Source organism: Dyadobacter luteus, assembly GCF_003383615.1.
Taxonomy (GTDB): domain Bacteria; phylum Bacteroidota; class Bacteroidia; order Cytophagales; family Spirosomataceae; genus Dyadobacter; species Dyadobacter luteus.
The window spans coordinates 71,173-84,544 of sequence record NZ_QNUL01000017.1; the positions used below are offsets into that span (position 1 = coordinate 71,173).

Consider the following 13,372-nt stretch of genomic DNA (forward strand, 5'->3'; position numbering starts at 1 on the left):
ATTTGCATCTTTGTAACGATGATTATAAAAATGAAGTACATTCTTGGATTTCTTGCTACACTGGTTATTTTCTCTTCTTCTGCTCAGGAAATGAGTTATAAAGAATGGAATCGTGAAGCCAAAAGAAATATCAGGTTATTACCTAAATATGGTAATCAACCCAAATCCGACAAGCAAAAACAAGCAGATCAGGAATTGATTGATAGTTATATTGCTCAGGAAGGCAGCAGGCGCAAGGCATCTTAATTTTTAATCAACACCGGTTTTAACTATTTGTATGCAGGAGATGTTAAAACTGCTATGTATAGGTTTAACCAGGCATGGCTACTAGACCCTGACAATGAAGATGTCTTTTGGGGATGGGGCTCTGTTTACTTTCATTTCAGTGACAAACAAAAAGCGTTAGAACAATATAATGAAGGTCTTACTTTAAATCCAAGAAATCCACGGCTGTTGACGGACAAAGCGACAATTTTCATGGGCGACTATTATGAAAATTCAGATGTGAACGCTGCCAATATGGCTATTGCGCTATTTTCTGAATCCTATTCAATAGACAGTACTGACCAGAACACAACTTACAAGCTTTCTGTGGCCTACTTCACTCAGAAAGACTGTGAGAACGCATTAAAATATTATAATCTATGTAAGCAGCTCGGAGGGAAACCGATTAGAGCTGCTTATACGGATGCATTAAAAGAGACCTGTAAATGAAATTTTTGAACAATATTCTTTATTTTCTTTTGCTAACACTTATTCTTTTAGGTCAATTCTCCTGCATCAACAAACATGGAATCAATTTACCACTGAATGTCAGAAAGCTTAAAAATAAAGTTCGGCCTCCTCACGAATTCGGACAGATGGTTATGGATTATCGTTACGAAAAGGGTTTCTGGCCGAAATCAGAGCTTGATCTTATATCTGCAGACAGACATACTGTAAATGCATTATACGGACATGGCTTCACCGACTGGCATTTAGGCGACTCCACCTCTGATTCTCTTTATGTTCATTTTACACACGAGCCTGTTTTTGAAGATGCGCACGTTGGTATCATGCCCATTACCGGCAAAAATGTAAAAATTACAACGCTGTATATTTATTCCAGTGGTATTATCAAAACCCAGCTGGTTAAAAGAAGGTAGAAGCGATACCAGAAATTCTGTTGTCTCATATACCACCTTATTTTGTCGTCAATAGCACCTGTAGATCTGCTGTATTACCTTCATATTTGCATATCACAAAACTAACCCATAACATGAACGAGGAAGTATCACAGTACATTCAGAAATTGCCCACATGGCAAGTCGAAATTTGCGAATCACTTCGTAAAGTGGTTTTTGAAACCATCCCGGATGCACAGGAACGGATGCAATATGGCAAACCACATTATCTCAAAAATGGTCATTATGCTGCGGTTATTTCTGTGGCAAAAGACAAAGTCTCTTTTATAATCTTCAATGCCACAGAACTGGAAGATATCAAGGGCTTTTTCAAGTCCACAAGCAGTCCTGACAGAAAAACAGCCACAATTACACAAGGGACCGAAGTAGATTACGCTATACTCGCTTCAAGACTCCAACAGGCTAGCGAAACTTTGTAACCAGGAGTTGATCAGGGTACATGTAGTCCGGCCAATGGCCAGATAATTCCTGTAATAAATGGTTTATGGAACAGCAATGGCAGAGGTATCACCAGCCAGCTGAATAGCCATATCTTATCAATGACAGTATTCCCTGCGCGGATAATATTCTTCGTTATCAGAAATTTTTCCATCGCAACCGCCAATCCCTGAATCACAAAGTAGGCCATCGGTAATCCGTATCCCTTATTTACAGAAACGCTGATGGCCATTTCATGCAATACTCCGGAAAACATAAAAGCCAAAAGTAATGCAGGTATGGCTCCAATTTTTTGCTTCAACAGGCGAAACACTGCAATGGATGTCATCTCACTGAACGCTATGTTCCAGCGCCGGCTCCAGAATTCATTCAGTGTTCCGGATTTCAACGGTTCATTAAAAAGCAGATAGGTATCCACTCCAAAGTAACGCCATACACCCGCACTGATGGCCAATATCCCGAAATGGAGCTTCAGGCTGAATGCAATCATTAGTGCAGATGTAATCAGGAAATATTGAAGAGAGGCATTCATTTCGACAGACGCCAGGTAATGCGCAACCACAACCAATGAAACTCCGGCCATCACTTTAAGGATTCCGTGTACGATCATCCTCTTTGCCCCCGGCAGCGATTCCAAACCAGCAGTTTTAAAAATTTCAGCCCTCATTCCTGCCCATGTGAGGCAGAAAGCCAGCCATTGAGGGAACGTCAAAGTAAAGGGCTTATTTCGGATCTCTACCGCGGCAGTAATAACTTTCATTCCCATAAAAACGGTAGTGATCAGCGCAAACATCCGAATAGTTGCAGATGCTGACAGAAAAACGAAATGGATCAAAAAGCCGCAAAAAAGACACAAAAACCAACTTACCGAAATCAGTTTTTTATGGGCAAACCAGTATCCCAAGCAAATGATCGCGATGTTAATAGCAGTCAGATAAAGCAGGTTCTGAACCATCATAAAACATTCAGATTAAAGTAAAACACCAGACTATAAATGACTGCCAACGCTATAAACAGACAAGTCAGCACCACTTCAGCCAGTTGATTTAAAACGCCTGCAGGGAAGCTCGAACGATCAAAATAGAAGAATTGCACCAGCACCCTTGAAATCCAGTAGACAGCTATAAAACCAGTGATGACCTGTGCCAGAAAAGATTTATTCATCAACTCGTCTACCGCCACTACGGACAATGACCCGAAGTAAAAGTTTATCACCAGAATATAGGCTGCATAAGTCCAGAACATTTGTCTGATCAGAGGCTGTACCCTGGCCAGTTCCTTATTCCAGCCAAGTACTTTAGGGATAGCGACGCTGCCTGCTACAAGCACGAGTTGAGCCAGGCCAGCCAGAAACAAACTGGCGGGCAGGTAGGTAAATAAATTATGCATAGGAAATGATGATTGCTGATAGCACATTGTATAAAACCCACGTAAGAGTCATAACCCAGCCCAAGCCCAAAAGCTTACACCTCCGGATATGTTCCAACAACATCAGTCCGGCCACTACAAGAAACCAACCTACACCTATCACCGGACTTACCACCACTAATTTTGAAATCCAGATCAACGGTAAGAGCAGCAATGCCCCGGCAAATGAAACGGTCATCATATTTCCCAGGTAACTCCAGATTTCATCTTTCTTAACCAGGATGATTACAATAGCCTGAAAAAGTATTTGTCCACCACAAATGATATACTCCCGGTAATTTTCTCCCTGTGTAATGATCGGATTTAACAACGGAGCATAAGCAGACAGAATAGAACCAACGATCAGCAGCATTATAACGATATACAGTATACGACACCCTAAACGAAAGGTTGGCTGCAGCTGAAAACGGTCAGAATTGACGGGAGCTGGGATAATTACTCTTCGATTGTAAGAAATAAATGCATATGCTTTCGTCATCAGCCAAACAAACGGTTTAAACGAAAATAAAGCCCGCATACCTGGCATCACTGCTGCCATCACCTTAAACAAGCTCTGAACTCCATATGTGACTTCACCTGTGCGGTGGTTAATCAGTGCAATTTCATTCACTGCGCGCTGTCTGTCTACCATAGGACAGGATTCTTCCGTCACTTCCTGATAGGCAACCCGTCCTTCATCGTCCAAAATTCCTGCATTCACAATCGCTTTTGTATACAGCTTGCACATAGGACATTCTGCATCAAAAAGTATCTGATGATCTTTTAAAATTTCCATTTTATGAGTTATTGAACTTTCAGAAAATAATGAAACTTTTAATCAAAAAAATAGTTACTACTTAAACATTTTGAAAATAGAGCCCCAAAACCAGCTTTCTTCAGCCTTCAGCATGGTGTCCAACGTTTTATCTACATTCCTGGCAAGCTTATTGATATCTCCTACAGATTTCGTGAACGTGGCAAACTCAGGATCTTTAGGATCTCCTTCTACCTTGCTTATCTCATCCAGAACCTTCAAAACAGGATCCAGTTCACGCTTACGTCTTTCCTTTGCAACCTGCCTGGCAATATTCCAGGTGTCTTTATCAGCATAAAAATATTCTTTCCGCTCCCCTGCTTTATGTTGTTTTTCGATCAACCCCCAGCCAATCAGGTCGCGCAGCGTCATGTTAGCGTTTCCTCTTGAAATACTCAGCGTTTCCATAATTTCTTCCGTCGTGAGTGCATCCGGTGAAATTAAAAGCAAAGCATGGATCTGAGCCATTGTGCGGTTGATCCCCCACTCCGAACCCAATTTGCCCCAGGCTTCTATGAATTTTTGCTTTGCTTCAGTCAATTCCATGAACAAATGTAATTAAGTTTTTAAACTTTCAATAATTATTGAAAGTTTATTTTTAGACCACTTTTCTTTCTTCTGTCTGTTCAACCCCTACCGGGGTTGCCATAATAAAGATTGTTTCCTCTTCCCCGGGCATCGGCCCGGGGGTTATTCATGTTGAAGCCCGAGAGAGCTTGCTTAGCTTAGCAATTTGTATTCAGATAAAAAATTCAAAATCAATTCTAAATGAACGTGTTGGAACAATATATAATCCTGAGGAAATAAATATTTCACTACATTTAGCACCTGATCATTCCCGCTTTTATCAACATAAAATCAAACTCAATTATGGCACTGGCCAACATCTTCACCAAACCTGTTTCTGACGGAGTAATCAACCGGATCAACAAACTTACTGCTCAAACGCAGCCTTTGTGGGGCAAAATGGAAGTAGCGCAAATGCTGGCTCATTGCTGTGTGACCTATGAGATGGTTTATGAAACTAAACATCCGAAACCCAATTTTCTGATGCGGCTGATGTTGAAGTCATTTGTAAAAAAGATGGTTGTTAATGAAGCGCCATATCCGCGTAATTCCCGCACCGCCCCTGCATTCCTGATCTCTGATTCCCGGGATTTTGAAAAAGAAAAAAACAGACTAATTACCTACATTTCCAAAACGCAGGAACTTGGAGAAGCCCATTTCGATGGCAAAGAATCCCATTCCTTCGGCCCGCTGAATGTTACCGAATGGAACAATATGTTCTACAAACATCTGGATCATCATTTGAATCAGTTTGGAGTGTAAAATCGATTTATAAATCTGCTTTCATCGCACTCTGAATCTTCCTGACAGCTTCAGCAAAAGCAATCATATCTTCACGTTCGCCGAGCATTGCATGCTGCAAAATCCAGACGGCTTCTGTAGCACATGCCAGTTCCGCGACCGGACAATGGATGGTCATGTAATCAACATCATCAGGAATAGCATAACACATAAAGTTTTTATTCTGAAAAAGAGGCTGCTTATAAAGCGGATGCGGATATCCTTTGAAGCAGGGTACACCTTCAGCCGCCAGCATGTCAGCAAATTTTTCTTTACTTAAACCTCCGAATTCGGAAGCATCGTATTTAAAAATGTAAATGTGATAGCTGTGTTTGGTAATGGTTGCATCGCGTCTCAAAGGAGTTATCCCTTTTATATCGCTGAGCAGTTGATCTAAAAACAATCCGTTTTCATTCCTGCGGCTTGTCTGCTCTGCCAGACGTTTCAGCTGGCAAGAAAGCAATACAGCCTGCATTTGGGTAATCCTGTAGTTACAACCCGGATTGTAATGGTCGTACCACTGACCGCCCTCTACCCTGCCTACGTTCCTGAGCGATCGCATCATGGCGTACAACTCATCATTGTTTGTAATCACGATACCTCCTTCACCCGCTGTCAGGTTTTTGGAAGACTGAAAACTGAAACTTCCTACATCTCCGATTGATCCCAATTTTTGCCCCTTGTACTCTGCACTATGCGCATGGGCTGCATCTTCGATAACCCGCAGGTTGTACCTCCGGGCAATATCCATAATAGCATCCATATCACAGGCCAAACCTCCAAAATGAACAACAATAATCGCTTTGGTTCGTTCCGTGATGGCCGATTCAATGGCTTTGGGATGAATATTGTAAGTTTCCGGATCAATATCCACGAATACGGGAACACAGTTACACTCAATAACCGATGAAGCCGTCGTAATAAATGTGTACGGAGGAACAATCACTTCGTCACCAGGTTTCACACCACATGCGATCAGAGCCAGGCGCAGCGATACGGAGCCATTCACACACGTAATTGCATATTTTGAACCACAGTAAACTGCAAATTCTTTTTCGAACTTCTCTACAGCATCCCCACAATCAGGATTACCCCATTTCCCACTCCTGACAATCCCGGCCACAGCTGCTACTTCATGCTCGTCATAGATCGGCCAGGGAAACTGCTTTTGTACAGTTTTATGTCCTCCGTTAATCGCCAGTTGCTGTTTCATATCGCTATCAAAATCAATATTAACCTTGATATACTACTGAATAAAAACGATTTAAGACTATGTAATCACCTCGGACATAGTCCAATTGGTATCAGCGCTAGTAATACTCAAAATAGCTTAGCATGAGAAACAAACAATTGCTCTACTCCCTGGCTATCGCTGGTATATCTCTCGGTACGGCTTGGGCGATACGTGGTCATTTCGGTCATACGTATGGTGCTGCATGGGCAGGTAGCATCATCGCCATTGTGATAGTATTGCTTGCCCGAAGGGCTGATTGGTATGCAAAAGTTTTTCCCCTTGCACTGGCCTCTGCCGCTGGCTGGGGAATTGGTGGAATCATCAGTTATGGCATTGTAGTGGGCTATGGGAGATCGACTGATTTTACCAATGCATATTACGGATTTCTGATGTTGTTCGTAATCGGAAGTCTGTTCGGCTTACTTGGAGGTGGCTTATTCGGACTTACTTTGGCCGATCAGCCATCCAAACCTGTAAAATGGCACAGATTACTGACAGAAATAACGGCTGGTTCGGTCGTATTTTACTATCTGTTTACCGAAGAATTAGGCTGGCTCATGACGCCCCCACGATCCGAGGCATGGGCAGCATGTGTGGGTATGGTGGCTGCTATGTTCTGGTATATGTTTCGTCATCAGCAATTTGGCGCCATTCGGGTGACCATTTTTTCGGGATTAGGAGCCGGTTTCGGTTTTTCGTTTGGAAACTTCCTACAGGTAATGGGATCGGTATCAGGGATTCATTTCAATTTCTGGAATGTGATGGAATATTCCATCGGTTTCTTCGGAGGAGCGGGGATGGCTTACGGCACATTCACTGCGCAATGGCCCGAAGGCAGGCAGGACGTACACAAACACAAACTGATCGTTCCACTTGGGATACTTCTCTTAGTAGTTCCATTATGGGTTTGGGAACAGAGTTTTTCAACAAAGCGTATTGGTAATATACTGACGTCGATTGAAGGATTGTTCGATATTCACACGCTCACATCCTTCTCGCAATGGGGTTCATTCCTCTTACTTATTGCAGCTGCCGGCTACTGGTTTTATTATTTTTTCAAAAAACAAAAATCAGATTTAATTTCTATCTCCTATCATGACATTTTCAGGTTTCTTGTCAGCCATCTCACACTTTATGCTGTTTTCAGTATACTCATCACCGGTGCGTATCTGAGTTTCTACAGAATCGAGCAGTATTTGTATCTGGTCAATATTGTGGCTCTCTCTGTTCTTATCAGCAAGCTTCATCCTGATTTTTCTCCTAAACGAATTGATATCAAAAGGTGGATTACCAATTTCATCTTTATCCTGATTGTAATTGCACTATTTACGGCCGTTGCTATCAGTTCGCACGAAGACCTCGCATATAGTCAGACAAGATTCTAAAAAAAATCGCCCCGGTAAACAACCGGGACGATTTAACAAAATACAAGTATGAGGTATTATAAAATCAGGGATTCACGGTAATCCGGTAGAAAAATGGCGACTTGTAATATGCTCCTCCTTTTATCTCCGAACCCGAGTTCGTGTCGGTAAAACTACGGCCATCAGCAAGCTTCATTACTGCATGCACCTCAAAAACATCACCAGCAGCAACATCCGCTGCGGTTAGCCCCAGTTTAGACATCAATTCACTTGCTGTCAATGTCATTTCCCTGCGTGGATATCCCGTAACAACATCCTTTGTGAAACTGGATGCAGGGTAAGAGTCCAGTGCAGCGTACGGTTTTGATGAATTACCGTTGGCGGTCGTGTTGTCTACAAATCTTACAGTCAGGTCGTAGGCGCTAAAAAGCGATCCCTTCTGTGGATCCACAGCTTCCAGAGTCATTTTTACACTTCCTGCTGCCAGCGCAGCCTTCGAATACACAACGCCATTTGCCACATTCAGGGGCCACGGAGCCACTGTGCGCATATATGCACCTGTTTCCAAAGAGAAAACGTCTATTTTATCAATCAATTCAGTTTTGCAGGACATTATCCCCAACAACATGAATGCTATAAGTATCTTTTTCATATAGATCAAGGTTAAAAAGTCAGTGTTGCAGGATTGCTATCCCAGAATACCGGCTGAGCAATACTGCTCTTTTGCGTAATCGCATTGTTTCTGTTTACAACAGCTGCAGGATAGTACAGAGAGCGTACAAACGCACCAGGGCTTGCCTCCAGAGCAGGCTGCATTTTGGATGGTTTTCCGGTACGGCGATACATGTTGTAAGCTTCTATACCGTTTCCATAAAGTGCCAGCCAGTATTCACGCGCAATCACATCCAGTTTTGCATCATTGGTAGCCGCAGCATCGTAGAGCGACAAAACCCTTGTTACATACTGATTTACTTCCTGTGCCCACACGATTGATTTGCTTGTTTCAAAAGCGGTGATTGATGCATTCTCAATCGTAGAAGTAGCAAAACTTCTTACATCGGACATGGATTTGCGTATCGCAGATTCGAGCAAAGTCTTCGGATTACCCGTCGTGCTGATCGCCAAAGCCGACTCAGCAAGCATAAAGTCTACAAAAGATGACATCATGATCGGGTGAATACCGCCACCACCTGCACCTACACCCTGTCCTACCGGACGACCGGCATCATTGTCATACAAACCTCCCGCAGGATACAATCCCCATGCCGTACGCTTCAATCCATCTGGTGGTATACCTTCGTTACTCAAATGATCGCGTCCCCAGTAACCCACCGATGTAGGCACACAGAATACCATATCATTAGCGTAATGCGCCGGCTTCTGGTTGTTGATACAGCTCAACTCATTGGTAGTCGTTGTGTTGGTGAGCACCTGGCGGTACATGTAGAAACGAATGCGTGGGTCAGGGAAACCTTTGCCGGCATACAGGTGCCACATGTAAAAATTCGCCTGATAATCTCCGCCACCTGTTGGTGAGTATTGGCTTCCATAACGTGGGTGACGGCTATCGGGATTGGATAGGGAAGTACCGAATTTGAATGTAAAATTCTGTGTTCCGTCTTTGATCAGTTTGTCTTCTGCAATCAAAGTATTGATAGAAGCTGCAACCGTATTATCTGTAAGTCGCTTTGTAAAGAGCAGTTTCAACTTGATTGTTTTAGCTGCCCGTGTCCAGCTGTCAGCATTTCCACCATAGAAAAAATCGTTAGGTGTTGCAGCAGAAGTAGTGCCAAAGTTCACAATTGCATCATCAATATCTTTCATCGCCGCAGAGTATACCGTAACGGCACCATCCAGACCAGGATTAAAGTTTGAAGAATTGAGCGCTTCCGACAACGGAACATCTCCGTAGTAATCTACAAGTGTTGCCAGTGTATATCCGCGGATCACACGTGCAATTCCTGCGTGCATATTCAGGTTCGAGGATTCAGCCAGCGGGAGCAAAGTCTGTATGTCGATCAAAATGTTAGCATACGAATTAGTCCATAAGCCATCACCTCCACCCGGTGCGTAGGCATTTTCGTACAAAGCAGATCCCTGATTGAGCATCCTCGTAAGGCGCATTCCGATATCCGAAGTACTGTTGAAGAACGTTGCGTAGTTCAATTGAATACGGTTCAGCAAAAAGTTGACATCCGTATTGCTTGTGGTTACCTCATTGGGATTATCCAGCAAGTCGAGCTTACAGGACGTGACGCACAATGCAAACATTGCGAGACACATGAATTTAAATTTCCTTATCATAATGATTCAGTAAGTTGCTGTTAAAATGATACTCTCAGCGTTCCACCCAGTCTTCTTGAACTCGGACCAGTCAGGAACTCGAAGCCAAGACCATTACCTACTCCAAGACCCAGGTTATCCGTATCGAAGTTCAGGTGTTTTTCAAAGTATAGCGCTTTGTACCACAGGTTGTTTCCTGAGAAAGAAAGCGATACTGATTTGAAAGGAGTTTTAGCCAACAAGGATTTTGGAATAGAATACGAAAGTGAAGCTTCGCGCAAACGGATCGTCGAACCATCGTACATACGCCCTTCATCTCCGAAGAAATAATAGTTATCGAAGTACACGTTTGAAGAAGTGATCTGCGTAGTATTAGGATTTCCCTCCTGCGTTACACCAGGGAAGATGTAACCCTGAGAACGGTCAATATCCAGATCCTTCGTAAGACCACGACCCAATAGCGAACCCGCCGTTGTGGAATACATGGCACCTCCGTGGCGGTACTCCATCATCACTGACAAGCTGAATCCTCTATAGTTGAAAGTATTGATCAATGCAGAAGTAAAGGCAGGATTAGGATCTCCCAAAATACGCGGAGAAGCTTCCTGTAGCAAATATCCATTACTTGCTATGATCGGATTACCATTCTCGTCACGGCGAATAGCAGTTCCTTTGATAATATTGAAGGGTTCACCCGGAATGGCATAATTACCCAAACCTCCACCAAAACCAGTTACCTGTACCTCATCCAAACCCTGACCTAATTCTTTCACCAAAGGTTTATTGCGGGTGTAGTTCAGGTTCATATCCCAGCTGAAACGTTCGCCGGAGATCGGAGTAGCAGTAAGACCTAGTTCTATACCATCGTTACGCAGCTTCCCAACGTTAATGGTTGTGGATGTGTATCCCGTAGAAGGATCCAATGGCGTGTTGGTAATCAGGTTACGTGTATCGCGGCGATAGATTGTAAAATCTGCCCCGATTTTATTGTTGAACAACTTCGCTTCCACACCAAACTCATATTCCGTAAGCAGTTCAGGTTTCAGATTTGGGTTACCCAAAATATCGCTCACAGAGTGTGTGGATGATACCGTTCCCGATCTGTCTACGAATCCTCTTGCTACCTGATTCAGGATATTTCTGGTACGGTATGGACTTGGAAAACCAGCAGAAGTACCTACACCGGCTCTGAGTTTAAGGAAATTCAGCACACTGGATTCCAATGCAGGAATTGCAGAAGTCGGTACAAAAGAAACACTACCAGATGGATAGAAAATGGTACGGTTTTCTTTCTCTACAGTAGACGTCCAATCATGACGACCCGCTACGTTAAGGAACAAATAGTTACTCACATCTGCAGTAATTTCTCCGTAGACTCCCATTCTGGTTTCTTCTATTTCATTATTAGACGCAGTACTTGTAATGAAGTTAGAATGACGCATCAGACCAAAAGCCAGCTGGTTTTCACTGGTCGTAGCTACATTGCGGAATCTGTCGTTACGAAGGTTACCTCCTATTTTTCCTGAGAAACTGAGTTTTTCACTTACATTCTTATTGTATGACAGGATCACACTATTGTCCCAGATGGTATTGCTGATATCATTGGTGCTATACCAGCCATTCACAAAATCCACACCGCCTTTGTTGTACTTGTATTCCTGATTTTCAGAATAAGTGTCCAATCCGACACGGTACAACAAAGTCAGATCTTTGGTCAGCTCGGCACGAAGCGAAGTTGAATTGAACAAACGATTCACTTTACCAGTATTGCTGTAGTATTTCAGCATCCAGCGTGGGTTAGGAATGTCATTGCCACTACGGAAGTAAACACTTCTGTTATCTATCGGACTTTCAAACGGCATTCCCCACAGATCCACACTCAAAGGAGTATACATCACGTTGGCCATAATAGAAGGAAAGCCCCCCAAAGTATTGTTTCCCTGCCCGGCGTTCAGAGGAGGTGAAACCTGATCCGTATTGGCAAAGCTGAAAGAGGTAATCAAACTGATTTTTTTGGTGAGCTGAGCATTGATACCCATACCGATATTCAGCTTTTTCAGGTTGTTACCTGGTATATATCCCTGCTCATTATTGTAGCCCACAGAAGCATTGTAACTCACCTTTTCACCACCACCTGATATATTCAGGGATGAATTAGAAATTAAACCTTTACGGAAAAATTTCTCAACGTTGTCTGAGTAAGGACGAAAATCATATACAGTTCCCACCAATTCAGGAAAAGCATTTTTCAAAGACGTATTCGTCAGGTAGGTAAACGGGTGTAATTGTGAACCGGCAGGAACCTCATCAAAACGCGGTCCCCAGTTGCTAAAGAAATAACCCACTGCCTGGTTGAATCCACCTGCATATACATCCGTATAGCTGGGTAGGTGCGCCTGATTTGTAAAAACAGACTGTGCAATAGAAACCTCTGTAGGCCGGTTCTTTTGCGAACCATTTTTAGTGGTCACCAATATCACACCGTTTCTTCCCTGGTCACCATAAAGCACAGTAGCAGCCAAACCTTTCAGTACGCTGATGTTTTCAATACTGTTTGGATCAAGATCAAGAAAACGGCTGGATGCCGATTGACCGCCACCCGTAAATCCGCCACGAGAGTTGGTATTAGAGTTAAAAGGAACACCGTCAACCACAAACAGTGGCTGATTAGAACCCGTAATAGAAGAATATCCACGAATTACAATATTGGTTCCGGTTCCCGATACCCCTGAAGTAGAAGTAATATTTACACCCGGGATTTTGCCCTGTAGCGTACGACCGATATCAGACTGAGGTCTGTCTTCAATCAATTTCTTGTCTACATTGGCAATGGCATAACCCAGCGCACGCTTTTCTCTCGCGATACCCTGTGCCGTTACTACCACCTCCTGCAAACTTTTGGTGTCGTTTACCAGCTTCACATCAATCACTGACCGCGATCCGATGTTCACCTCCTGGGTTGCACTTCCCACGAAACTGAAAATTAAAGTAGTTGATCCTGAAGGTACATCAACAGAATAGCTTCCGTCGGCACCCGTGTTGGTTCCCACACTGGTACCCTTCACGATAATAGACACTCCGGGCAGATCGCTCCCGTCGTCTGCGGAGGTGACTTTCCCTGTCACCTTCTTTTGCTGGGCAAACACCGTCAGCCAGCAAGAGCACACCATGAGGAGGCTTAGCAGTAGATTTTTTCGCATGAAATTGATAGTTAGGTTCCTGGCTTTAAATAACCGTTATGCAATAATAGGAACCTTAATCTGCCTGAAGCCTTCAAAAATTAGCCAATTATAAATCAGAA

Annotated in this window: 14 protein-coding genes; 6 read left to right on the forward strand and 8 right to left on the reverse strand. The window is 43.3% G+C overall.

The features are described from left to right. Window positions 1-30 precede the first annotated feature (30 nt). From DSL64_RS18925 to DSL64_RS18940, 4 genes are all read left to right on the forward strand, one after another. Window positions 31-246: a hypothetical protein gene (locus tag DSL64_RS18925; protein WP_147300385.1), complete on the forward strand. Its 216-nt coding sequence runs from the start codon at window positions 31-33 to the stop codon at window positions 244-246. A gap of 54 nt (window positions 247-300) precedes the next feature. Then, the gene (locus DSL64_RS18930; protein WP_115832492.1) at window positions 301-714 is read left to right on the forward strand and encodes a tetratricopeptide repeat protein; all 414 of its coding nucleotides are present in this window, start codon (window positions 301-303) and stop codon (window positions 712-714) included. Beyond that, complete coding sequence (locus tag DSL64_RS18935) at window positions 711-1,145, forward strand: hypothetical protein (RefSeq protein WP_115832493.1); 435 nt, start codon at window positions 711-713, stop codon at window positions 1,143-1,145. Before DSL64_RS18930 ends, DSL64_RS18935 begins: the two co-directional genes overlap by 4 nt. 113 nt (window positions 1,146-1,258) lie before the next feature. Further along, window positions 1,259-1,603, forward strand: coding sequence for a DUF1801 domain-containing protein (locus tag DSL64_RS18940; protein WP_115832494.1), 345 nt, complete (start codon window positions 1,259-1,261; stop codon window positions 1,601-1,603). Window positions 1,604-1,614: 11 nt separating this feature from the next. Here the strand turns inward: DSL64_RS18940 and DSL64_RS18945 are convergent, their stop codons facing one another. From DSL64_RS18945 to DSL64_RS18960, 4 genes are read right to left on the reverse strand one after another with little or no spacing between them, the layout of a single operon-like run. Beyond that, the gene (locus DSL64_RS18945; protein ID WP_115832495.1) at window positions 1,615-2,580 is read right to left on the reverse strand and encodes an MBOAT family protein; all 966 of its coding nucleotides are present in this window, start codon (window positions 2,578-2,580) and stop codon (window positions 1,615-1,617) included. After that, window positions 2,577-3,011 carry a hypothetical protein gene (locus tag DSL64_RS18950; RefSeq protein WP_115832496.1) on the reverse strand — a complete coding sequence of 145 codons (435 nt, stop codon included), beginning with the start codon at window positions 3,009-3,011 and terminating at the stop codon, window positions 2,577-2,579. Before DSL64_RS18950 ends, DSL64_RS18945 begins: the two co-directional genes overlap by 4 nt. Further along, window positions 3,004-3,825, reverse strand: a complete 822-nt coding sequence (locus tag DSL64_RS18955; RefSeq protein ID WP_115832497.1) for a DCC1-like thiol-disulfide oxidoreductase family protein — start codon at window positions 3,823-3,825, stop codon at window positions 3,004-3,006. Before DSL64_RS18955 ends, DSL64_RS18950 begins: the two co-directional genes overlap by 8 nt. A gap of 57 nt (window positions 3,826-3,882) precedes the next feature. Continuing rightward, window positions 3,883-4,389: a GbsR/MarR family transcriptional regulator gene (locus DSL64_RS18960; RefSeq protein ID WP_115832498.1), complete on the reverse strand. Its 507-nt coding sequence runs from the start codon at window positions 4,387-4,389 to the stop codon at window positions 3,883-3,885. Window positions 4,390-4,713: 324 nt separating this feature from the next. On the opposite strand from DSL64_RS18960, the gene DSL64_RS18965 reads away from it, so the two are divergent. Then, complete coding sequence (locus DSL64_RS18965) at window positions 4,714-5,172, forward strand: DUF1569 domain-containing protein (RefSeq protein ID WP_115832499.1); 459 nt, start codon at window positions 4,714-4,716, stop codon at window positions 5,170-5,172. Window positions 5,173-5,179: 7 nt separating this feature from the next. Here the strand turns inward: DSL64_RS18965 and DSL64_RS18970 are convergent, their stop codons facing one another. After that, complete coding sequence (locus DSL64_RS18970) at window positions 5,180-6,403, reverse strand: DegT/DnrJ/EryC1/StrS family aminotransferase (RefSeq protein ID WP_115832500.1); 1,224 nt, start codon at window positions 6,401-6,403, stop codon at window positions 5,180-5,182. Window positions 6,404-6,525: 122 nt separating this feature from the next. Here DSL64_RS18970 and DSL64_RS18975 point away from each other — a divergent pair, with 122 nt between their 5' ends. After that, window positions 6,526-7,809, forward strand: coding sequence for a hypothetical protein (locus tag DSL64_RS18975; RefSeq protein ID WP_115832501.1), 1,284 nt, complete (start codon window positions 6,526-6,528; stop codon window positions 7,807-7,809). 64 nt (window positions 7,810-7,873) lie between these two features. On the opposite strand, the gene DSL64_RS18980 is transcribed toward DSL64_RS18975, so the two are convergent. The 3 genes from DSL64_RS18980 to DSL64_RS18990 are packed head-to-tail and all read right to left on the reverse strand — an operon-like array spanning window position 7,874 to window position 13,271. Then, the gene (locus DSL64_RS18980) at window positions 7,874-8,440 is read right to left on the reverse strand and encodes a hypothetical protein (RefSeq protein ID WP_115832502.1); all 567 of its coding nucleotides are present in this window, start codon (window positions 8,438-8,440) and stop codon (window positions 7,874-7,876) included. An 11-nt stretch (window positions 8,441-8,451) separates the two neighbouring features. Beyond that, window positions 8,452-10,092: a SusD/RagB family nutrient-binding outer membrane lipoprotein gene (locus tag DSL64_RS18985; RefSeq protein ID WP_115832503.1), complete on the reverse strand. Its 1,641-nt coding sequence runs from the start codon at window positions 10,090-10,092 to the stop codon at window positions 8,452-8,454. Between the two features lie 20 nt (window positions 10,093-10,112). After that, a complete protein-coding gene (locus DSL64_RS18990; RefSeq protein WP_115832504.1) occupies window positions 10,113-13,271 on the reverse strand; it encodes a SusC/RagA family TonB-linked outer membrane protein in 3,159 nt (1,052 codons plus the stop codon). Window positions 13,272-13,372 lie beyond the last annotated feature (101 nt).